The sequence below is a fragment of the Pseudomonas sp. B3G-3 genome, assembly GCF_028640915.1.
Classification (GTDB): domain Bacteria; phylum Pseudomonadota; class Gammaproteobacteria; order Pseudomonadales; family Pseudomonadaceae; genus Aquipseudomonas; species Aquipseudomonas chlororaphis_I.
Window position 1 is genome coordinate 80680 of sequence record NZ_JAQZAB010000104.1, and the last position, 19802, is coordinate 100481.

General features: G+C 62.4%; 19 protein-coding genes. 10 read left to right on the forward strand and 9 right to left on the reverse strand.

Going from position 1 to position 19802, the window contains the following annotated elements:
* Positions 1 to 31: 31 nt before the first annotated feature.
* On the reverse strand, positions 32 to 1690 hold the full coding sequence (locus PVZ80_RS14545) for a SulP family inorganic anion transporter (RefSeq protein ID WP_273864103.1): 1659 nt from the start codon (positions 1688 to 1690) through the stop codon (positions 32 to 34).
* A 387-nt stretch (positions 1691 to 2077) separates the two neighbouring features.
* Here PVZ80_RS14545 and PVZ80_RS14550 point away from each other — a divergent pair, with 387 nt between their 5' ends.
* From PVZ80_RS14550 to PVZ80_RS14585, 8 genes are all read left to right on the forward strand, one after another.
* A complete protein-coding gene (locus PVZ80_RS14550) occupies positions 2078 to 3127 on the forward strand; it encodes a WD40/YVTN/BNR-like repeat-containing protein (RefSeq protein WP_124354953.1) in 1050 nt (349 codons plus the stop codon).
* A gap of 47 nt (positions 3128 to 3174) precedes the next feature.
* Positions 3175 to 5550 (forward strand): efflux RND transporter permease subunit, encoded by a 2376-nt coding sequence (locus PVZ80_RS14555; RefSeq protein WP_028682268.1) that lies wholly within the window; start codon positions 3175 to 3177, stop codon positions 5548 to 5550.
* Positions 5551 to 5828: 278 nt separating this feature from the next.
* Complete coding sequence (locus PVZ80_RS14560) at positions 5829 to 6122, forward strand: DUF5629 family protein (RefSeq protein WP_016704661.1); 294 nt, start codon at positions 5829 to 5831, stop codon at positions 6120 to 6122.
* Positions 6109 to 7281: a lactonase family protein gene (locus tag PVZ80_RS14565; RefSeq protein WP_009048726.1), complete on the forward strand. Its 1173-nt coding sequence runs from the start codon at positions 6109 to 6111 to the stop codon at positions 7279 to 7281. Before PVZ80_RS14560 ends, PVZ80_RS14565 begins: the two co-directional genes overlap by 14 nt.
* A 167-nt stretch (positions 7282 to 7448) precedes the next feature.
* Positions 7449 to 7628, forward strand: a complete 180-nt coding sequence (locus PVZ80_RS14570) for a hypothetical protein (RefSeq protein WP_007923220.1) — start codon at positions 7449 to 7451, stop codon at positions 7626 to 7628.
* Positions 7629 to 7840: 212 nt separating this feature from the next.
* Complete coding sequence (locus tag PVZ80_RS14575; protein WP_256587583.1) at positions 7841 to 7966, forward strand: hypothetical protein; 126 nt, start codon at positions 7841 to 7843, stop codon at positions 7964 to 7966.
* 115 nt (positions 7967 to 8081) lie between these two features.
* Positions 8082 to 8288, forward strand: coding sequence for a hypothetical protein (locus PVZ80_RS14580; protein ID WP_009048729.1), 207 nt, complete (start codon positions 8082 to 8084; stop codon positions 8286 to 8288).
* Positions 8285 to 8542, forward strand: a complete 258-nt coding sequence (locus PVZ80_RS14585) for a hypothetical protein (protein ID WP_038632071.1) — start codon at positions 8285 to 8287, stop codon at positions 8540 to 8542. Before PVZ80_RS14580 ends, PVZ80_RS14585 begins: the two co-directional genes overlap by 4 nt.
* A gap of 143 nt (positions 8543 to 8685) precedes the next feature.
* Here PVZ80_RS14585 and PVZ80_RS14590 read toward each other — a convergent pair whose 3' ends face one another.
* The 7 genes from PVZ80_RS14590 to PVZ80_RS14620 all read right to left on the reverse strand — a co-directional run bounded on the left by PVZ80_RS14590 (position 8686) and on the right by PVZ80_RS14620 (position 16996).
* On the reverse strand, positions 8686 to 9285 hold the full coding sequence (locus PVZ80_RS14590) for a glutathione S-transferase (RefSeq protein ID WP_038632073.1): 600 nt from the start codon (positions 9283 to 9285) through the stop codon (positions 8686 to 8688).
* Positions 9282 to 12923 (reverse strand): AAA family ATPase, encoded by a 3642-nt coding sequence (locus PVZ80_RS14595; protein WP_124303879.1) that lies wholly within the window; start codon positions 12921 to 12923, stop codon positions 9282 to 9284. The genes PVZ80_RS14590 and PVZ80_RS14595 overlap by 4 nt, the downstream gene beginning before the upstream one ends.
* Positions 12920 to 14164, reverse strand: a complete 1245-nt coding sequence (locus PVZ80_RS14600) for an exonuclease SbcCD subunit D C-terminal domain-containing protein (protein ID WP_038632077.1) — start codon at positions 14162 to 14164, stop codon at positions 12920 to 12922. Before PVZ80_RS14600 ends, PVZ80_RS14595 begins: the two co-directional genes overlap by 4 nt.
* Positions 14165 to 14482: 318 nt before the next feature.
* Positions 14483 to 15400: an AraC family transcriptional regulator gene (locus tag PVZ80_RS14605; RefSeq protein ID WP_038636559.1), complete on the reverse strand. Its 918-nt coding sequence runs from the start codon at positions 15398 to 15400 to the stop codon at positions 14483 to 14485.
* Between the two features lie 82 nt (positions 15401 to 15482).
* On the reverse strand, positions 15483 to 15740 hold the full coding sequence (locus PVZ80_RS14610; protein ID WP_031286649.1) for an Atu4866 domain-containing protein: 258 nt from the start codon (positions 15738 to 15740) through the stop codon (positions 15483 to 15485).
* 23 nt (positions 15741 to 15763) lie between these two features.
* The gene (locus PVZ80_RS14615; RefSeq protein ID WP_080710531.1) at positions 15764 to 16054 is read right to left on the reverse strand and encodes a hypothetical protein; all 291 of its coding nucleotides are present in this window, start codon (positions 16052 to 16054) and stop codon (positions 15764 to 15766) included.
* A 177-nt stretch (positions 16055 to 16231) separates the two neighbouring features.
* Positions 16232 to 16996, reverse strand: coding sequence for an SDR family NAD(P)-dependent oxidoreductase (locus tag PVZ80_RS14620; protein WP_038632080.1), 765 nt, complete (start codon positions 16994 to 16996; stop codon positions 16232 to 16234).
* Positions 16997 to 17293: 297 nt separating this feature from the next.
* On the opposite strand from PVZ80_RS14620, the gene PVZ80_RS14625 reads away from it, so the two are divergent.
* Positions 17294 to 18238 carry an AraC family transcriptional regulator gene (locus PVZ80_RS14625; protein WP_038636564.1) on the forward strand — a complete coding sequence of 315 codons (945 nt, stop codon included), beginning with the start codon at positions 17294 to 17296 and terminating at the stop codon, positions 18236 to 18238.
* 182 nt (positions 18239 to 18420) lie between these two features.
* Positions 18421 to 19155 (forward strand): SDR family oxidoreductase, encoded by a 735-nt coding sequence (locus PVZ80_RS14630; protein WP_038632082.1) that lies wholly within the window; start codon positions 18421 to 18423, stop codon positions 19153 to 19155.
* A gap of 111 nt (positions 19156 to 19266) precedes the next feature.
* On the opposite strand, the gene PVZ80_RS14635 is transcribed toward PVZ80_RS14630, so the two are convergent.
* Positions 19267 to 19689, reverse strand: a complete 423-nt coding sequence (locus tag PVZ80_RS14635) for a hypothetical protein (RefSeq protein WP_053268915.1) — start codon at positions 19687 to 19689, stop codon at positions 19267 to 19269.
* Between the last annotated feature and the right edge of the window lie 113 nt (positions 19690 to 19802).

Below are 19802 nucleotides of genomic sequence, written 5' to 3' on the forward strand. Positions count from 1 at the left end.
TCGCGAGCAATCGAGCGTCGACCGGCCGCTCCTACAGGGGAGTGGAGCTGTCCGGCTCGCTCTGCAAGGCTTCAGGCAGATCCCGGTGATAGTTCTGCGCGCCGATGGCGTGCAGGATGCCGACCCGTTCAAGCTTGGTGTGGACCTTGAGGTTGGCTTCGCACAGCTTCACCACAATCCCGCGCTTGTGCAGTTGGCCTATCACTTCCTCCAGCATCTGCAAGCCCGTGATGTCCATGAAAGGCACGTGTCTCAGGCGAATGATCAGCACCTGCGGGTCGCTGTGGGTCTGCGCCAGCGCGCGCTCGAAAGTCTCCGCGGCACCAAAGAACAGCGGCCCCTCGATGGTGTAGATCAGCACGCCCGGTGGCAGATGCAATTGGCCGTTGCCGTGCAGCTCGTGTTGCAGGTCCTGCTCCACCACCTGTTGCACCTCCACCGAGGAGGCCATGCGCCGCAGGAAGTGCAGCATCGCCAGGATCACCCCGATATTCACCGCGATCACCAGATCGCTGAACACCGTGAGGACAAAGGTGGCCAGTAGAATCGCCACGTCCGCCCGGGGCGCCCGTTGCACCATGCGCTTGAAGTGGTGCAGTTCGCTCATGTTGTAGGCCACCACGAACAGGATCGCCGCCAGGGCGCACAGCGGTATATTGGCCGCCAGTGGCGCGAGAAACAGGATGATCAGCACCAGGACCAGCGCGTGGATGATGCCCGCCAGCGGGCTGCTGCCGCCGTTGCGGATATTGGTTGCGGTGCGGGCAATCGCGCCGGTGGCGGCGAATCCGCCGAACAGCGGGGTGGCCAGGTTGGCGATGCCCTGGCCGATCAGTTCCTGGTTGGAGTCGTGGCGGGTGCCGGCCATGCCGTCGGCCACCACCGCCGACAACAGCGACTCGATGGCGCCGAGCATGGCGATGGCGAAGGCCGGACCGATCAGGTCCAGCACTCGCGGCAGGCTGATTTCAGGCAGCTGCAACGCCGGCAACCCCTGGGGAATACCGCCGAAGGCGCTGCCGATGGTGGCCACGCCGTCGAACTGGAACAGGGACTGCAGGGCCGTGGCCAGGGTCATGGCGACCAGGGGCGCCGGCAGGCGTTTGAGCTGCGCGATCCTCGGCACGCCCCACAGCAGCGCCAGGCTGAGCAGGGCCAGCAAGGTGGTGGCCAGGTGCAGGTCGGGCAGGGCTTGCAGCAGGTGCCAGAGCTTCTGGTGGAAGTACTCGCCGCCGACGGCGGGCAGGCCGAAGAAGTCCTTCCACTGGCTGACCCAGATGATCACCCCGATCCCGGCGGTAAAGCCGAGTATCACCGGGTCCGGGATGAACTTGATCAGCGCCCCGAGGCGACTGATGCCCAGCAGGAACAGGATGATCCCGGCCATCATGGTCGCCAGTTGCAGGCCGTCGACCCCGTACTTGGCGGTGACCCCGGCCAGAATCACGATAAAGGCCCCGGTGGGACCGGCGATCTGCAAGCGGCTGCCGCCGAACAGCGACACCAGCAGGCCGCCGACGATGGCGGTGTAGATCCCCTGTTCGGGCTTGACCCCGGAGGCGATGGCGATGGCGAAGGCCATGGCCAGGGGCAGCGCCACCACGCCGACAATCACCCCGGACACCAGGTTGCGGGCCCAGTGCGCGCGTCCCAGCAATCCGGCTTTCCACGCCTCGCGTATGGCAATCATGGCTCACTCCCGACATCCGACTCGCAGATCACGCTGCTCATCATAGCCAAAGCCAGGAGGCGCGGCCCATGGCCTGAGTCAGTCTTTGCGCGGCTATCGGCTGCAGCCACTGGGATCGAGGAGTGCAGTCCGCGGCGTTGGTGTTCTTGCCTCAGCTACGCTTCGTACACCACCCCCAGTATCGACTGAGCAGTCAGGTTCCAGGCTGGGGCGATGGTTAACAAAAGATAACGTGGTGTCGATTGTCAGACGTTTCGAAAGCCCGATAGGATAGGTCAGCTTCCGAAGGGGCTCTAGATTGCAGGTTTCAGGACATTGTCCTAACTGCCCCGAACGGCGCCCTGTAAAGGTTGAACGACCTAACAATAATAAATGGGGGAGAGGTCTATGAGTGAGCCTGTCATGGGTGTGAGTTCCTGCCGCCCGCCGGCCTTGCGCAGATTTGCGTTGCTGGCTACAGCGCTCTCGCTGTTGGGGGTCGCCCTGTTGTCGGCCCCGGTCCAGGCCGCCGCGTCCGCGGCGGACACTGTCTATTCCACCGAATCGGCCAAGGCCAGCAAGGGCCTGATGCTCGATGTCGTGCATGCCGGTCCGCGCCTGGTCGCCGTCGGCGATCGCGGGCACATTCTCTATTCCGACGACCAGGGCCAGACCTGGACCCAGGCCAAGGTGCCGACCCGGCAGCTGCTGACCGCGGTGTATTTCGTCGATGCCCAGCACGGCTGGGCCGTCGGCCACGATGCCCAGGTGCTCGCCAGCGAAGACGGTGGCCTGACCTGGACCAAGCAATTCGAAGACCTCAAGCGCGAAGCGCCGCTGCTGGACGTGTGGTTCCAGGACATCAGCAACGGTTTTGCCGTGGGTGCCTACGGCGCGCTGCTGGCCACCACCGACGGCGGCAAAACCTGGGAAGACGCCAGCGACCGCCTGGACAACGAAGACCAGTACCACCTCAACGCCATCGCCGCAGTGAAGGACTCCGGCCTGTTCATCGTCGGCGAGCAGGGCAGCATGTTCCGCTCCGCCGACTGGGGACAAACCTGGGAACGCCTCGAAGGCCCTTATGAAGGTTCGTTCTTCGGCGTGATCGGCACCGCCCAGCCCGCCACGCTGCTGGCCTACGGCCTGCGCGGCAACCTCTATCGCTCCACCGACTTCGGCAGCACCTGGGAGCAGGTCGAACTCAAGGCCGCCCGCGGCAGCCTGGAGTTCGGCCTGTCCGGCGCCACGCTGCTGGACGACGGTTCGCTGGTGATCGTCGGCAACGGCGGCAGCGTGGTGCGCAGCACCGACAACGGCGTGACCTTCAGCGTCTACAACCGTCCGGACCGGATCTCCCTGGCAGCGGTGACGGCAGCCGGCAATGGCAACCTGATTCTGGCGGGGCAGGGCGGTGTGCGCTCGACCTCGTCGAATGGCGCCGATCTCGGAAAATAATCAGGGCAAGCAAGCCGGGCCAATAATAAGAAGGCGGGAACACTTCCATGAGCAGTCATCAAACCGACAAGGCGACGTTTCTCGAGCGTCTGATTTTCAACAACCGCCCGGCAGTGATCGTCATCTGCCTGCTGGTCAGCGTTTTCCTGTTCTGGCAGGCCACGCTGATCAAGCCGTCCACCAGCTTCGAAAAAATGATCCCGCTCGAGCATCCCTTCATCGAGAAGATGATGGAGCATCGCAACGACCTGGCGAACCTGGGCAACACCGTGCGCATCTCGGTGGAAGCCAAGGACGGTGACATCTTCACCAAGGACTACATGGAGACGCTGCGGCAGATCCACGACGAGGTGTTCTACATCTCCGGCGTCGACCGCTCGGGCCTCAAGTCGCTGTGGAGCCCCAGCGTGCGCTGGACCGAGGTGACGGAGGAAGGCTTCGCCGGCGGCGAAGTGATCCCGCAGAGCTACAACGGCTCGGCCGACAGCCTCGATCTGCTGCGCAACAACGTGCTCAAGTCGGGCCAGGTTGGGCGCCTGGTGGCCAACGACTTCAAGTCGAGCATCGTCGACATTCCGCTGCTGGAGTCCTACCCGGACCCGCAGGACCAGGGCAAGCTGCTGGCCCTGGACTACCAGAAGTTCTCCCACGAGCTGGAAGAAAAGATCCGCGACAAGTTCGAGGCGCAGAACCCCAATGTGAAGATCCACATCGTCGGTTTCGCCAAGAAGGTCGGCGACCTGATCGACGGCCTGATCATGGTGGTGATGTTCTTCGGCGTCGCCTTCCTGATCACCCTGGTGCTGCTGTACTGGTTCACCTGGTGCATCCGCAGCACCATCGCCGTGCTCATCACCACCCTGGTGGCGGTGGTCTGGCAGCTGGGCCTGATGCACGCCGTGGGCTTCGGCCTCGACCCCTATTCGATGCTGGTGCCGTTCCTGATCTTCGCCATCGGCATTTCCCACGGCGTGCAGAAAATCAACGGTATCGCCCTGCAATCCAGCGGTGCCGACAACGCCCTGACCGCGGCCCGGCGTACCTTCCGCCAGCTGTTCCTGCCGGGGATGATCGCGATCCTCGCCGACGCCGTGGGCTTCATCACCCTGCTGATCATCGACATCGGGGTGATTCGCGAGCTGGCCATCGGCGCGTCCATCGGCGTGGCGGTGATCGTATTCACCAACCTGATCCTGCTGCCGGTGGCGATTTCCTATGTCGGCATCAGCAAGCGCGCAATCGAGCGCAGCAAGAGGGACGCTACCCGCGAGCATCCGTTCTGGCGCCTGCTGTCGAACTTCGCCAGCCCGAAAGTCGCCCCGGTGTCGATCTTCCTGGCCCTGCTGGCCTTCGGTGGCGGCCTCTGGTACAGCCAGAACCTGAAGATCGGCGACCTCGACCAGGGCGCGCCGGAGCTGCGTCCGGACTCGCGCTACAACAAGGACAACAACTTCATCATCAACAACTATTCCACCAGTTCCGACGTGCTGGTGGTGATGGTCAAGACCGCCTCCGAAGGCTGCTCGCGCTACGAAGCCATGGCGCCGATCGATGAGCTGATGTGGAAGATGCAGAACACCGAGGGCGTGCAATCGGCGATTTCCCTGGTGACCGTGTCCAAGCAGATGATCAAGGGCATGAACGAGGGCAACCTGAAATGGGAAACCCTGTCGCGCAACCCGGATGTGCTGAACAACTCCATCGCCCGTGCCGATGGCCTGTACAACAACAATTGCTCGCTGGCGCCGGTGCTGATCTTCCTCAACGACCACAAGGCCGAGACCCTCGACCGCGCGGTGCATGCGGTGCAGGAGTTCGCCAAGGAACACAACAAGGACGGCCTGGAGTTCCTGCTGGCGGCGGGTAACGCCGGGATCGAGGCGGCCACCAACGAAGTGATCAAGCGCTCGGAACTGACCATCCTGGTACTGGTGTACATCTGCGTGGCGGTGATGTGCATGATCACCTTCCGCTCCTGGGCGGCGACCCTGTGCATCGTGTTGCCGCTGGTGCTGACCTCGGTGCTGGGCAACGCGCTGATGGCGTTCATGGGCATCGGCGTCAAGGTCGCGACCTTGCCGGTGGTGGCGCTCGGGGTGGGGATCGGCGTGGACTACGGGATCTACATCTACAGCCGCCTGGAAAGTTTCCTGCGTGCCGGCCTGCCGTTGCAGGAGGCCTACTACCAGACCCTGAAATCCACCGGCAAGGCGGTGCTGTTCACTGGCCTGTGCCTGGCCATCGGCGTCGCCACCTGGATCTTCTCGGCCATCAAGTTCCAGGCCGACATGGGCCTGATGCTGACCTTCATGCTCCTGTGGAACATGTTCGGCGCGTTGTGGCTGCTGCCGGCGCTGGCGCGATTCCTGATCAAGCCGGAAAAACTGGCGGGGCAGAAGGGCCACTCGCTGTTCGCCCACTAATCCCCTAAGCTCCAAGCAAAACCGCGACCCAGGTCGCGGTTTTTTATTGCCCGGCCAGACACCACCGGCCCCTGTAGCCGCTGCCGAGCCCGCGAGGCTGCGATCGACCGGCACGCTCGCAGCGGTGTTCCTGGTGCAGGAGGGCCTTCGGCCCTGGCGCAGCTGCGCCAGCGGCTACAGAATTTGTAGCAATGGTTCGTGCGAACTTTGCAATGCCACTACAGCCGCGCCGCGCCGGACCCGCTATCATGGCCGCTTTCCATTGCTGACTGACGACTATGACTGCCGCTACAGACACTTTGCTGACTGCCCTCCAAGCCTGCGACATGCTGGAAATCGACGGGCTGCATGCCTTCGACTTCACCCTTGACGACCAACAGCTGCTGATCGAATGCATGGACGGCCGTGCGGCCAAGCGCTGGAGTTTCAGCCTGGCCCAGGTCAACGCCGCGACCTTCGACGACACCCTGCAAAGCTGGACCATCGTCGGCGACTCCGGTGAGCACCGCCTGGTGTGCATGAGTGCTTTCAGTGCCCGTAACGATGAGGAGGATGAACATGAGGATGCGTAACTTCTGGCCACTGCTGATGGCTGGCAGTATCGGCGCCATGGCCGTGCAGGCCGCGCCGGTCGAGACCCAGGAACTGCTGGTCGGTTCCTACACCCAGGGCCAGAGCGAAGGCATCTACCGCCTCAAGTTCGACGGTCGCACCGGCAAGATCGAGGCCAAGCCGCTGCAGGTGGTCAAGAGCGCCAACCCGTCCTGGCTGACCCTGTCCAAGGACCAGAAGCAGCTGTTCGTGGTCAATGAGAACGGGCCTGGGCAAGCCGACCCGATCGGCCGGGTCAGCAGCTTCAGCATCGAAGCCAAGAGCCGCAAGCTGAACCCGATCAACCAGGTGCAGAGCCTGGGCAACGAGCCGACGCACTCGAGCCTGAGCGGCGATGGTCGCTACCTGTTCGTCAGCAACTACTCGGTGGTTGCGGATCCGGGCGGCAGCCTCGCGGTGTTGCCGGTCGGTACCGATGGCAAGCTGTCGCCGGTGGTCCAGCTCAGCAGCCACCCAGGCAGCCGGGTCAACCCCGAGCGCCAGGTGGCGGCCCACGTGCATTCGGTGGTGTCGTCGCCGGACGGCCAGTTCGTGTTCGCCAGCGACCTGGGCGCGGACAAGGTCTTCGTCTACCGCTACGACCCCAAGGCCAACGCCGAACGCCCACTGACCGCGGCCGAGCCGGCGTTCGTCGAGCTGCCGCCGGGCAGCGGCCCGCGCCACCTGCTGTTCAGCGCCGATGGCAAGCACGCCTACCTGACCCTGGAAATGAGCGCCCAGGTGGCGGTGTTCGACTACCAGGACGGCAAGCTGACCCAGAAGCAGATCCTCGACTTGACCAGCGGCGGCAAGGACAAGAAGGCGGCGGGTGCGCTGCATGCTTCCAAGGACGGCAAGTACCTGTACGTGAGCAACCGCGGCACGGCCAATCAGTTGCTGGTGTTCGCCATCGACGAAGCCACCGGCCAGCTCAAGGAGATCCAGCGGCGTTCGGTGGAGGGCGATCACCCGCGTGAGTTCAGCCTCGATCCGAGCAACAAGTACGTGCTGATCGGCAACCAGAAGAGCAACGAAATCGTGGTGATCGAGCGCGACGCCAAGACCGGTTTCCTCGGCAAGACCGTGCAGAAACTGCCGTTCGATTCACCCAGCGATATCAAATTCCTGGTGCGTCAATAGGCCGCAGGCCCCGGTTGACGGGGCCTGCGCCTTTCTATTAATGACGCTGATATCTGCTACTGCTGGAAAAAATTTCAACCCGCCAACCCTCGGGCGTAGTTTTGCTTCACGGCCCGGCGCATCAAGGCTTCCGGGCAAACAAGCCGACTGCATACGAGGGTTACCCAATGAACTTCAATCTCTTCTCCGTGATCGCCGCTTCCGCCATCTCCGCTACCGTGGCCCTGCCAGCCAGCGCCAACGTGGAAATCAGCGAGAAAAAATCCGCGACCAACACCTACACCCAGAAATACCTGCAACAGAGCGCCAACTTCTACGCCGCGCTGGATCACAAGATCCAACACTGAAATTCCCCGCACCGCCCAGGTATGCAGGAGCGAAGTCACTGGCTTCCCTGAATGGACTCGTTCATCCGGTGGATCAGCAGTGATGTCGCTCCTGCATTACCTGTATGCGACGTTTTCCCCCATGCCAGGCAAATTAGCTTGGTAATGTCATATCGCCATATGTTTAAATTTGACGCTAATTAATTGACTCCTCCTTTCCAAGGATCGACAGCATGGCGATGCGTCTGGCAGTGGTTCTTCTGTTCCTCTATTCCACCCCGATTCTCTCGGCTGCCCAGCCCATTGAAGGCGAGCCGGAAACCTCCCGCGAGCGAATGCTGACCCTGCTTGAGGATTGATTGGCCGCGGACCAACGATCAATCCAACTGATGGTGACTATGCACCGAGGTTGTTTCTGCGGCGGGCGTTTTTAACGGATTCTGTGGGCACTGAAACATGCCCACGGAGACCACCATGGCCCACTCGATCCTCACCTCTGCCAAGCGCGGCGCCTATGTCGCCATTGGCCTGTACCTGGCCATGGTCCTCCTGGTCAGCCTCTCGGCCCAGACCCCGTCGACGGTGCAACCGCCGATCCAGGTCGCTTACCCGGCCATCCAGTTCGAACACCGCGCGCAAGCCGCCGAACAGGTTCCTGATGCGGGAGTGGCGCTGCTATGAAAGGACGCAGGTTCTGGGTCATTGCCGTCCTGGCGTTCATGACCAATGGCGCTTCCTTGCTGGGGATCGGGCAGGGCTCGGCGGGCTCGCTGGCCCGGGCCATCGAATGCAATCACAACATCGCCCACAACATTGAAACCGCCAAGGCCCAGGGCCTGCTGGCCGGCAACCCGCCAGCCAAACCCAGGGCCGCGTTCTTCGGCCCGTTCAGCGTCGATTGCTCGGCGTTGCAGATGTGCAGTGTGCTGAGTTGAACGCAACACAGTCTTCTGTAGGAGCTGCCGGTCGACGCTCGATTGCTCGCGATCGCTGCGCAGCAGCGCTCTATCCATCGCATCGCGTTATCGTTGCGGATTTATCGCGAGCAAGCTTCGCTCCTACATAACAGGTGTCAGGCTCAGGCCTTGGCCATGACCGCGACAAACAGCTCCGACTCCAGGAACCGCTGCAACCAGCGCTGCAAATGCCGGTAAGGCGTCTGCGCAAACCACTCGCGATCGACATGGGCGAACTGCCGCACGAAAGGCGCCAGGGCCATGTCCGCCAGGCTCGGGTGATCTGCCAGCAGGTAATCGTGCTGGCTCAACAGTTCATCCAGCTGCCGTAGAAATACTTCCCCCTGACTGCGGTAATGCTCCATCGGCTGTTCGGGGTAACGCTCGGCGTATTTGTAGCGATTGAGGTGCAGCTTGAACACTTGGTCGTTTTCCGCGATCAGCGCCTCGATCCGTTGCTGCGCCGGCCCATCGTCCTTCAGCAGCCAATCCTGCGGATCGTGCTGGGCCAGGGCCCAGCGCATGATGTCCAGGCTTTCGTCGATCACCCGTCCGTCAGCGTTGAGCACCGGCACCGTGCCCTTGGGCGACAGCGCCAGCATCTCGGCCGGCTTGGCCTTGAGGTTGACCTCGACTATCTCCAGCGGCACTCCGCTGTAGCGCAGCGCGAGGCGGGCGCGCATGGCGTAGGGGCAGCGGCGGAACGAATACAAAGTATTCATTTCACCTCCAGGGTGCTCAGGCCATTGCCTTGGCGCCGTACCTGGATCTGCACCGGAATCCGCTCGTGCATTTCCTGCACATGGGAAATCACCGCCACCTTGCGGCCCTGGGCCTGCAAGCCGTCGAGGGCGTCCATCGCCAGTTGCAGGGATTCCGGATCGAGGCTGCCGAAGCCTTCGTCGATAAACAGCGACTCGATCTTCAGCGTGCTGGAGGCCATGGACGCCAGGCCCAGGGCCAGCGCCAGGGACACCAGGAAGGTCTCGCCGCCGGACAGGGAGTGCACCGAGCGCAGCTCATCGCCCATTTCCGTGTCCATCACCAGCAGGCCGAGCATGCTGCCGCCGCGCTTGAGGCGATAGCGCCGCACCAGCTGGCGCAGTTGCGCGTTGGCGTGATGCACCAGCAGATCGAGGTTGTAGGCCTGGGCGATCTTGCGGAAGGTGTCGCCGCTGGCCGAGCCGATCAAGGCATTGAGCCGCGCCCAGCGTTGCCATTCGGCGTAGGCCTGGGCGATCTGCTCGCCCAGCGCCTGGTTGGCGTCTTGCCGGCGCTGGTCCTCGGTCTGCTGGGCGCGCAGTTCGGCGCTCAGCTGTTCGCTGGCGGCCAGCTGGCTGTGCAGTTCACTCAGGGCGCTGGCCAGTTGTTCGGCGTCGAGCTGGCCGTCGTGCTGGGCCTGATGGCTGTGCAGGCGTTGCTCGCGTTCGGTGACCAGGACCTTGGCCTGTTCCACCGCCTTTTCGCGCTCTTGCAGTTGTTGGCGCAACGCGGCGACCTGCTGGTCGTCGAGGCTGAGCAACTGTTCCAGGCCGCCGTCGTCCAGCTCCGGGTGCTGCTGGCGCCAGTCGGCGATCTTGCTGCCCAGCGCCTGCTGTTCGGCTTCCAGGGCCAGCAGGCGTTCCTCCTTGCCTTGCAGTTCCGCGCCCAGTTGCACCAGCAGGCTGCGGACCTCCTGCAACTGCTGGTTGGCCTGCACATCGGCGGCGCGCGCCTGTTCCACGGCCTGTTCCAGATGCTGCTGCCACTGCTCGGCACTGGCGTGTTCGCCCAGCAGTTGCGCGAGCTTGTTGCGGGCGGCCTGCTGTTGCTCGGCCAGGGTATTGAACTGCTCCTGGGCGGCTTGCAGTTGCTGCACGCGGGTCTGCTGGCGGTCCTGTTCCTTGTCCAGGGCCAGCTGGCGCTGTTGTTGTTCCTGCTGTTCTTCCTTCTGCTGGTCGAGCTGTTCCAGGCGCTGCATGACCTGCTGGTCGATCTGCATAAAGGTCGCGGCCGGGTCGCTGCGCAGGGCTTCGAGGGTATCGGCCGGCAGCAGGGTGGCGAAGGCCGACAGCTCTTCCTCCAGGCGCTGGCGATCCGCGCCCAGCTGCTGTTGCTGCTGGGTCAGCTGTTGCGTGGCTTCCTGGCTGGCCTCGACCGCCGCTTGCAGTTGCTGTTGCAGGCGCCCGGCATCCTTTTGCAGTTTCAGCAGGGCGCCTTGGCGCTGTTCGTCCTGCTGGATGCTTTGGTTCAGCTGGCTCAGTTGCTGGTTCAGCCAGGCGTCGCGCTTGCCGGCGTCCTGGTCGAGCAGCGCCGCCGCCAGCGGATGGGCTTCGATACTCGGCGCCAGGGCCTGCTGCTGGCTTGCCAGCTGCTCCTGTTGCTGGAGGAATTCCTTCTGCTGGGCGATCAGGCCGCCGACCTGGCTGCGCAGTTCGGCGAGCTTTTCCTTGAGTTCGTCCACCGCCTTGCGGGCGTTGGCTTCTTCGCTTTCGTCATGGCGACCCAGGCTCTGCAACAGTGCTTCGGGCTGATGGTAGGGATGCTCGTGGCTGCCGCAGACCGGGCAGGGCTGATCGTCCTGCAACTGCTCGCGCAGCTCTTCGACACTGGCGCTGCGTGCCAGGCGCTGGCGTTCCAGCAGTTGCTGGGTCACCGTCAGGGTCTGTTCGGCGACCGTCAGTTCGGCCTTGCTCTGCAAGCCGATCCGGTTCAGCTCTTCGCGCTGGCGCGCCGCGGTCTGCAACTTGTCCGCCAGCTCCGCGCCGCGCTTGTCCAGTTCCTGCTGGCTGGCCCACAGCCGCGCCAGTTCTTCGAACGCGCGCTGTTGCTTGCGGTTGTCCTGCAGCAGGTCGCTGAGGATCTGCAACTGTTCGGCCACCGCATGGGGCTCGGCGCCGGCCTCGCTGTACAGCACTTGCAGCTCATCGCGTTGCGCGGCCAGTTGCTGCGCCGCGCTGGCGGCCCGTTGTTGCAGGCCGGGCAGCTCTTCCTGGCCCTTGTTCAGCCGGTTGCCGGCCAGCATCAGCTGTTGCAGGCGATCGCGGTAGGCATTCCAGGCATCGCTCAGCGGCGCCAGATGGCTGCTGTGTTCCAGCTGTTCGGCAATCCGCTGCAGGCGTTCGCCCACCAGGCGCTGCTGTTCGAGCATGGCCTGGATCGCCTGCTGGCCTTGTTCGCTGGCCTGTTGCAGTTTGTCCTTGAACTCGCCGGCTTCGCCGCAGGTCTTGCCCAGGTGGGCGAGGGTGCTTTGCTCGGCAAAGGCCTCGCGCAGCAGCGGGGCGCCGGCGCTTTGCTGTTCCTGGGCGGCGAGCAACGCGGCCTGGGCCGTGGCCAGTTGCTGCTCCAGTTCGCCCTGGCGTTGTTGCTCTGCGCCTTGTTGCTGGCGCTGTTGCCGGATCTGTTCGCGCAGCGGCGTCAGTTGCTGGTTCAGTTCCACCTGCCGGGCGAACTGATGGCGTTGCGGCGCCAGCTGTTCCAGGCGGGTCAGCCTGGTCCGCTCGCTGCCCAGGCCTTCCCAGGTCGTTTGCGCCTGTTGCAGTTGCTCGGCGGCGCTCCGCTGCTGGTCCTGCAGCTGCTGCAGTTCCTTGAGCCAGGCGTGTTGCAGCTCCAGTTGCTTGAGCTGCGCCTGCTGGGCCTTGAGCTGCTGCTGGGCGGCGTCGAAGCGCTGGTCCAGCTCGGCGCGGGCCTCGGGCTCCAGCGGGGTGATGCCGCTGGCCTGGGCCTTGAGGGTCTTGTGCTGTTCCTCGGCTTCCTTGCTCTTGCTGTAGGCGCGCCGCCCGAGCTGGCTGTAGATCGAGGTGTTGGTGAGCTTTTCCAGCAGCTCGCTGCGTTCCTTGTCGTCGGCCTTGAGGAAGGCGCTGAACTCGCTCTGGGCCAGCATCACCGCGCGGGTGAACTGCTCGAAGTTGAGCCCCAGCTTGGCTTCGATCAACTGCTCGTAGTCGCGCTTCTGGCTGGCCAGCAGTTGATTGCTGTCCAGGTCGTGCAGGCTCTGCTTGCTGGCCTGCAGCTTGCCGTTGGCCTTGTCCCGGGCGCGGTTGGTTTCCCAGCGGGCGCGGTAGCGATGGCCGTCGATGCCGACGAAGTCGACCTCGGCGTAACCGCTGCCGGTGCCACGGCGCAGCAGGGTGCGCGGGTCGCTGGTGAGCATTTCGCTGTCCACCTCCGGCACCTTGGTTTCGCGGCCGATATTGTTCAGCCGCGGCACCGCGCCGAACAGCGCCAGGCACAGCGCATCGAGCAGGGTGCTCTTGCCGGCGCCAGTGGGCCCGGTGATGGCGAACAGCCCGGCGCTGGCCAGGGGTTCGGCGCTGAAGTCGATTTCAAAGGGGCCGGCCAGGGAGGCCAGGTTCTTCAGGCGGATGGCAAGAATCTTCATGGCTGCTCCTCCTCGTGCTGCACTTCCTGGAGCAGTTGCGCGAAGTCCTTGAGGGTCTGTTCGTCCACCTCGCTGCCGTAGCTGTCCAGCCAGGCGCGGCTGAACAGGTCCTGCGGGCTGAGCTGGTCCAGCTCCACCAGTTGCGCGGCGCCGTCGTCGCCCTCGCGTCCACCATTGCCGGCGTATTCGGCGGCAATCCGCACCAGGCGCACGGCCTTGCCCTGCAGGGCGCTTTCCACTTGCTGGCGCAGGTCTGGTTGCGGCTCGTCCAGGCGCACCCGTACTTCCAGCCAGGGCTGGCGCTGCTCTTCGGCCAACAGGTCGATGTCCGGCAGTTCTTCCAGTTGCAGCAGGATCTCCGCCAGTGGCGCCGGGCCCAGGCGTTGCAGGTTGACCGCCCGCGGGATCAGCCGCGGCTCGACGCTGACCAGGGTTTCGCCGTCGAGCTGGATATCGAGGATCTGGTGCTGGTAGTCGATCTCCGAGAACGACAGCGGAATCGGCGAGCCGCTGTAGCGGATGCGTTCCTCGCCGTTGACCTTCTGCGGCTTGTGCAGATGCCCCAGGGCCACGTAGCTGATGCTCGGGCCGAACAGACTGGCGGGCAGGGCCTCGGCATTGCCGATGATCAGGCTGCGCTCGGAGTCTTCCGACACCGAACCGCCGGCCATGTGCGCGTGACTGATGGCGACCAGCGCCTGGCCTGGCTGACGTTTGGCGTTGGCCGCGGCGATCAGCCACTCATGCACCTGGCCGATACCGCGCAGGTAATCGTCGCCCAGGTGCGGGCCGGTGACTTCCGCCGGCCGCAGGAACGGCAGCGCCAGGCACCAGCCGGCAATCGCGCCGCTGGCATCGGGCAACGGCAGCAGCAGACGCTCGCTGTCCAGCTGCCCGTCGTCCAGCCACAGCACCCGGCCCAGGGCATGGGTGCGCAGACGCCGCATCAAGGGCGCCGGCAACTCGATGCGCGAACCGGAGTCATGGTTGCCGGCGATCATCACAATGGTCAGGCCGGGCTGCTGTTCATGGGCACTGACAATAAAGTCGTACAGCCGCTCCTGGGCTTTGACCGGCGGATTGACCGTGTCAAAGATATCGCCAGCGATCAGCAGTACGTCAGGGCTGTGCAGCGCCAGCTGGCGCAACAGCCATTCAAGAAAGCAAGCATGCTCGAAATCGCGTTCCTGGCCATGGAGGTTCTGCCCCAGGTGCCAGTCGGAGGTGTGAAACAGACGCAAGGCAAACTCCGCAAACAATCAGGTGAGCCGCAGGGAAGAGGAGAGCGGCGTGAGGGGGGAGAGTTTAATGGTAAATCGGGTGTGGGGCTTGGTTGGATGTGTAGATGGAAGCTGTAGAAGAGGCTGCTTTTGACTCGATGTAGTCATTCGTCGCGGGCTGCTATCGGCCATTTACTGCCATTCGGGACCGGCAGCAATCGGCCAAATACTGCCATTAGTGAAAGTGGGCTATTCGGTGAATTGGGTTCCAGGGCAACAGCTACTCAGCCCTGAGGATACGAGTAGAACCGCATCAGCCGTAGACCGTCCAGTAGCCTTTCATGCAGGGCGACGAACTCGACTGGTATCTCTGGATGGCGGACACCCGAACTGGCGACTGTACTCTCGGCTGAATTGCGATGGGCTTTCGTAGCCCACTCGATAACATGCACTCGCCACATCCAGCCCTTCGCCGAGTATCAGTCGGCGGGCTTCCTGCAGACGAAGTTGTTTCTGATACTGCAGCGGACTCATCGCGGTCACTGCCTTGAAGTGGTGATGCAAAGTAGAACTGCCCAAATTGGCTACCCGTGCAAGTTCTTCGATGCGCAAGGGGTGGGTGTAATGGTTGTTCAACCAATCGATTGCCCGCGTCACCCGCCGCATTTGTGAATCACCGAGGGCAAGCTCATACAGGCGGCTACCGTGCACGCCTCGCAGGAGGCGGTAATACAACTCCCGCAGGGCGAGCGGAGCCAGCATGCCGATGTCCTTCGGCGTCTCCAGCAGACGTACCAGCCTAAGCATTGTTTCCAGCAGGGGAACATCGACTTTCTCAAGGAAAAGGCCACGCTCCGGTTCGTCCGGGACGCCCGTCGGGGGAGCATCGGCAATGACCTGGGCAATTTCCGTGGCCTCGAAATCAAGACGGATACACAGGTAAGGCGCCTCCGGGCTGGCCATCAGCACGCGACCGGAAACTGGAAGTGTCACCGATACCACCAGGTAACTGAGCGGGTCGTACAGATAATGGTCGTCACCCACGCCGATTTCTTTTTGTCCTTGCACGATCAGGCAAAGTGCCGGCTTGTGGACGGTATGGATAAGCTCCGAGGGGGCGTCAAAACGAATGACATGCAGGGGCGCTATGGCGGTCTCATAGATCCCGGGTGTCGTAAACCGTTGCGTCAGTAAGCGAACCAGTTCGTCACGGTATATGGCTGTGTTCTGAAGGATGAAAGCATCGCTCTGTTCCATTTCAAGGCTCTCACACGTATTCATGAGCATCTGCCTGGTGGCTGTCCAGGCAGACCATATTCACCCGACATCATCAAATTGCTCATTGCCGATAGAGGATCATGCCGGCGTGATACAGCACATCGTCATGAAAGTGCCCATCGGCGGTGAAGCCGCTATCGTCCCAGTACTGGATGTAGTCACCCACTATTTCGTAGCGGCCTTGATAGGCGCTCTTATTTTTACCACGGGCCTCGTCGTAACGCCCAGTTGCCAGAAGCTCGTGACGGATGAATCCATCAGCGGTTACCCACATACCTGCGTAACGATGATCGGGAGTGGCTCGTTTAGCATTTTTCATAGGGCTTCTCCTCGATTGCATGCTTAGCCGATACGACCCAGGGCAGTTTGGCTTGAGCCGTCTTCGGCAACGCGAAAACCCGGTGTGCGGTCACTGCCGCCCTCACTTACGCGCATGCCGGGAGTGTGGTCCGAGCCACCCTCGGCAACCCTGAACCCGGGTGTGCGGTCACTGCCACCTTCAGTCACCCGCATGCCGGGAGTTCGGTCGGCCCCGTCTGCGGCCAGGTAAAGGCTGGTGGAGGAGAGATTGACCGCGCAAGCAACGATCGCGCTCATAGCCAGTGAAATGGAAAGCCGGTTTGCGTTTTTCATTGTTCAGTCCTCATCGATGTTGTTCAGCTGAATGGCCTGCCATGGCCTGTTTCTGCATCTGTTGCGTGTTTTCAGATTACGTAGCCGAGCGGAGGGGGGTTAGGTCGAAACTGTCGCAGATTTGCCTGATCCTCTCGGGCTTGCCGAGAATGCCCGGCGGCGCCTTCCAGCGGAGGCTCACCCGGCCGTGACGGTCATGCCTCCGTCTGCCATGACCACCGAACCGACCAGGAAGCTGGCACGATCCGAGGCGATGAACGCGACCACTTCAGCAATTTCTTCCGGCCGTGCGGCGCGGCCGATCGGCGCGGCTTCGCCATGTTTGGCGAGAAAAGCAGGGCCATCGTCGACCACATTGTTGAGGATGTTGGTCACCACATCCCCAACACCGACAGCATTGACGCGGATGCCGTGGGCGATGACCTCAAGCGCAAGGGTTCGCGTCAGTTGGGCAAGCGCACCTTTGGAGGCGGTGTAGGCGGAAATAGTGGGGAAGGCGAAGTAGGAGGCATAGGACGCGATGTTGACGATCGAGCCGGATTTATTTGGCATCATCGCTTTGACCGCTTCCCGGCTATGCAGAAATGCCGCTGTAGCATTGACCGCCTGAATGCGCTCCCAATCTTCGCGGGTCATGTCGATGACCAGTTTGTTGATGATGATGCCGGCGTTATTGACCAGGATGTCCAGCCGACCGAATTGCTCGACGGCCAATGCGACCGCACGCTCGGCGGCACCGTCCTGAGTGATGTCGGCCACCAGTGGTACCAGGCCGGGGCAGGCCAGCGCCTCCACCTCAGGGTTTATATCTTCGGCGATGACCTTGGCGCCGCGGGCGTGCAGCAACAGTGCGATTGCCTTGCCGATGCCACTGGCCGCGCCAGTGACCAAGGCGACTTTACCTGCCACTTCGTTTGGCATGCTGTTCTTGATATCGGTCATGATTTTCTCCAGCGTTGTGATCGAGTAGGGGGTGAGCCGTGTCGGCACCTGCAAGGCGCTGTCATCGGCGACGGGCCTACTGTCTCGCAGCGAGGCGAAGTCGGCTTTCGTGGGCTTGCCCAGGCTGTCGGGATTTTGCGCCGAATGTTAAGTGAGGAAGGTTCGGCGCTCGGTTCAACGAGCGGGAAAAGCTCGATATCATCGATCCGGTCTCATCGCGCAGAGGTCGGGCAAGCGCCTGGAGAGTGGTTGAAGCCTGTCTGACTTTGCACAGTCGAGTATGAAAAGGACATGTTCATGGCGAATACCGGGTTAACGTCCCTCGAACAGATGTCGACATTCTCGCCAGGCTTGCGCATCACCGGGGAGTCGATGCGTGAATACCTGCCAGGCGAGCCGCAGGCTTTACCGCAGTGCCCGGAAATCAAGGACATTGTGATTCAGCTGTTTACCCATCGCAGCGTCATTGAGCCCATTCTCGTGCCTGCGGTGGTGGAACCGCTGGTCGTCCTGGTTCTGGCGGGGGCGGCGAGGGTGGAGGAGCGCGTACTGGGTGGGGAGTGGGAAGCGGCAGAGGTCAGCGCCGGCGATTTTTTTCTCACCAGTTCTGATGAGCCGTATGAAATGCGGTGGCAGACTCACGGGGGTGACACCTTCGAAGTCATGCACCTTTATCTGGGGTTACCGCTGATCGAGCAAGCGTCACGGGAGCTGTTGGGTGAGCACGCCGGGCCAGTGCGTTTGCGCGATGTTTCAGGGGCACGGGACGGGCGCGTCGCGTCTGTCATGGAGCAGTTGCGCACCGAACTGGTTGTAGAGCGCTCGCCCAGCTCCCTTTTCGTCCGTTCTCTGGCACAGGCGCTGGCCGTACATCTGGTGCGCAGCTATCTCGCCGATATCCAGCCTGGGCGTCGGGTCAACGCCTTGCAAGCGTACAAGCTGCGCAAAGTGACTGACGCCATGAGTGAGCATCTAGGCGCTGAGTTCAGCTTGGCGAGGCTGGCCAGGCTTGCCGAGCTGAGTGAGTACCACTTCAGCCGCATGTTCAAGCGTGCGACGGGACTGTCGCCCTCCCAGTACTTTATCCGCTTGCGCATAGTTCGCGCGCGGCAGCTGTTGCTCGAGACCCGGCGTAGCGTCATCGACGTCGGGCTGGAGGTCGGCTACTCAAGCCCCAGTCACTTCTCCCAGGTGTTTCGTCGCGAGGTGGGCGTAACGCCCAGTAAGTTCCGAGGTGCATGAGTGTCTTTCCGTGACAGGTTTTGCGGGTGATGCACACAGACACGAATAGGCAAAAGGTGCGCAGGTTTTGGCACGCGTCGACCAGGCCAGTGCCCTTAACCTTTCCGACGTACCCCGCAGCAACATCCGCGTTATCAGCGGTTGGAGCTGAAACTTCAATGCATACAGCAGGAGCTACGGATATGTCGAACATCAAAAACAAAGTCGTACTGATTACCGGGGCAAGCAGTGGTATTGGCGAAGCGGCGGCCAGGCTGATCGCCGCCAAAGGTGCCCGTGTGGTACTCGGTGCCCGCCGTACCGAGCGTCTGGAAAAACTTGTGAGCGAGATCCAGGCCGAAGGTGGCTCGGCAAGTGCCTGCGCACTGGACGTTACGGATCTGGAGTCCATGCATGCGTTCGTGGCGTTCGCCAAGGCGCAACATGGCAAAGTTGATGTGATCATCAACAACGCGGGCGTGATGCCCCTGTCTCCCTTGGCCTCGTTAAAGGTCAACGAGTGGAACCAGATGCTCGATGTCAACGTTCGCGGGGTGCTGCACGGTATTGCCGCCGTCTTGCCGGGCATGGAGGCGCAAGGGTCCGGTCAAGTCATCAATATTTCGTCGATCGGCGGCCTTGCGGTCTCTCCGACAGCCGCGGTGTACTGCGCGACAAAATTCGCAGTCAGGGCAATCTCAGATGGCCTGCGGCAGGAAACGGACAAGATCCGGGTCACCGTGGTGTGCCCGGGTGTCGTCGAATCTGAACTGGCCGATACGATTTCCGATGAGGTGGCGCGAGAGGAAATGAAAGCCTTCCGTCGTGTGGCGCTCAACGCAGACGCTATTGCACGAGCGCTCGCCTATGCCATCGAACAGCCCGACGATGTTGATGTAAGTGAGATTGTGGTTCGTCCGACTGCCAGCCCACACTGAGCAGTCTTGAGTGGAAGGCGTGCTTTGGTTCCGAGGCAGTTGTTCATGAACGGCTGCTTTTGTCCGAATGCTGCAAGTCGCGGATGGCAGCTAATGCCGAAAGCAGATACGTCAGCGAAGTGTCGATTTCCCATCGTCAGGCTTACCCGATATCGGGTAAGCCCGCGCCAGCCATCTCAGGTACATCTTTTCAACCAGGCTCCCGCACCACAGCCAGGCGGCACCCAATCCGCGTTGTTCATACTGTTCGAACAGTTCAAAGCGCTCCAGACGCAACCCAGTAGTGCGCAGCGCTGGGGAGTCGGGCAGGGCCAGGCGGGACAGCCTGGCATCGAGCTCTCGATAGGGCTGACCCGACTGAATAAGCCATCCCAACTCAGTCTGCTCGGCATTGCAGAACAACAACTGGCAATCAGCCTTCAGTTCATGATCGAGAATCGAGTTCAGCTGCTCTCGCAGGTGAGTGGTTGGCTGGAGGGTGCCGCCACTCAAGTGGGTGACGAGCAGAAATCGGGCGCTGGAGGTGATGATCAAAATTCGTGGCCTGCCTCGGCGGGGGAGAGTGGGGATTAGCTCACTCTCGGCCCGTGCTGAGGAATGGGAGAATTCTGAAATGGGGTGCAGAAACCGCAGCGCAAGGCTGTGCG

Excerpts from the sequence above, each read along its gene's own strand:
- PVZ80_RS14545 (WP_273864103.1), bottom strand. The coding sequence starts at position 1,690 with ATGATTGCCATACGCGAGGCGTGGAAAGCCGGATTGCTGGGACGCGCG.
- PVZ80_RS14550 (WP_124354953.1), top strand. The coding sequence starts at position 2,078 with ATGAGTGAGCCTGTCATGGGTGTGAGTTCCTGCCGCCCGCCGGCCTTG.
- PVZ80_RS14555 (WP_028682268.1), top strand. The coding sequence starts at position 3,175 with ATGAGCAGTCATCAAACCGACAAGGCGACGTTTCTCGAGCGTCTGATT.
- PVZ80_RS14560 (WP_016704661.1), top strand. The coding sequence starts at position 5,829 with ATGACTGCCGCTACAGACACTTTGCTGACTGCCCTCCAAGCCTGCGAC.
- PVZ80_RS14565 (WP_009048726.1), top strand. The coding sequence starts at position 6,109 with ATGAGGATGCGTAACTTCTGGCCACTGCTGATGGCTGGCAGTATCGGC.
- PVZ80_RS14570 (WP_007923220.1), top strand. The coding sequence starts at position 7,449 with ATGAACTTCAATCTCTTCTCCGTGATCGCCGCTTCCGCCATCTCCGCT.
- PVZ80_RS14575 (WP_256587583.1), top strand. The coding sequence starts at position 7,841 with ATGGCGATGCGTCTGGCAGTGGTTCTTCTGTTCCTCTATTCCACCCCG.
- PVZ80_RS14580 (WP_009048729.1), top strand. The coding sequence starts at position 8,082 with ATGGCCCACTCGATCCTCACCTCTGCCAAGCGCGGCGCCTATGTCGCC.
- PVZ80_RS14585 (WP_038632071.1), top strand. The coding sequence starts at position 8,285 with ATGAAAGGACGCAGGTTCTGGGTCATTGCCGTCCTGGCGTTCATGACC.
- PVZ80_RS14590 (WP_038632073.1), bottom strand. The coding sequence starts at position 9,285 with ATGAATACTTTGTATTCGTTCCGCCGCTGCCCCTACGCCATGCGCGCC.
- PVZ80_RS14595 (WP_124303879.1), bottom strand. The coding sequence starts at position 12,923 with ATGAAGATTCTTGCCATCCGCCTGAAGAACCTGGCCTCCCTGGCCGGC.
- PVZ80_RS14605 (WP_038636559.1), bottom strand. The coding sequence starts at position 15,400 with ATGGAACAGAGCGATGCTTTCATCCTTCAGAACACAGCCATATACCGT.
- PVZ80_RS14610 (WP_031286649.1), bottom strand. The coding sequence starts at position 15,740 with ATGAAAAATGCTAAACGAGCCACTCCCGATCATCGTTACGCAGGTATG.
- PVZ80_RS14615 (WP_080710531.1), bottom strand. The coding sequence starts at position 16,054 with ATGAAAAACGCAAACCGGCTTTCCATTTCACTGGCTATGAGCGCGATC.
- PVZ80_RS14620 (WP_038632080.1), bottom strand. The coding sequence starts at position 16,996 with ATGACCGATATCAAGAACAGCATGCCAAACGAAGTGGCAGGTAAAGTC.
- PVZ80_RS14625 (WP_038636564.1), top strand. The coding sequence starts at position 17,294 with ATGGCGAATACCGGGTTAACGTCCCTCGAACAGATGTCGACATTCTCG.
- PVZ80_RS14630 (WP_038632082.1), top strand. The coding sequence starts at position 18,421 with ATGTCGAACATCAAAAACAAAGTCGTACTGATTACCGGGGCAAGCAGT.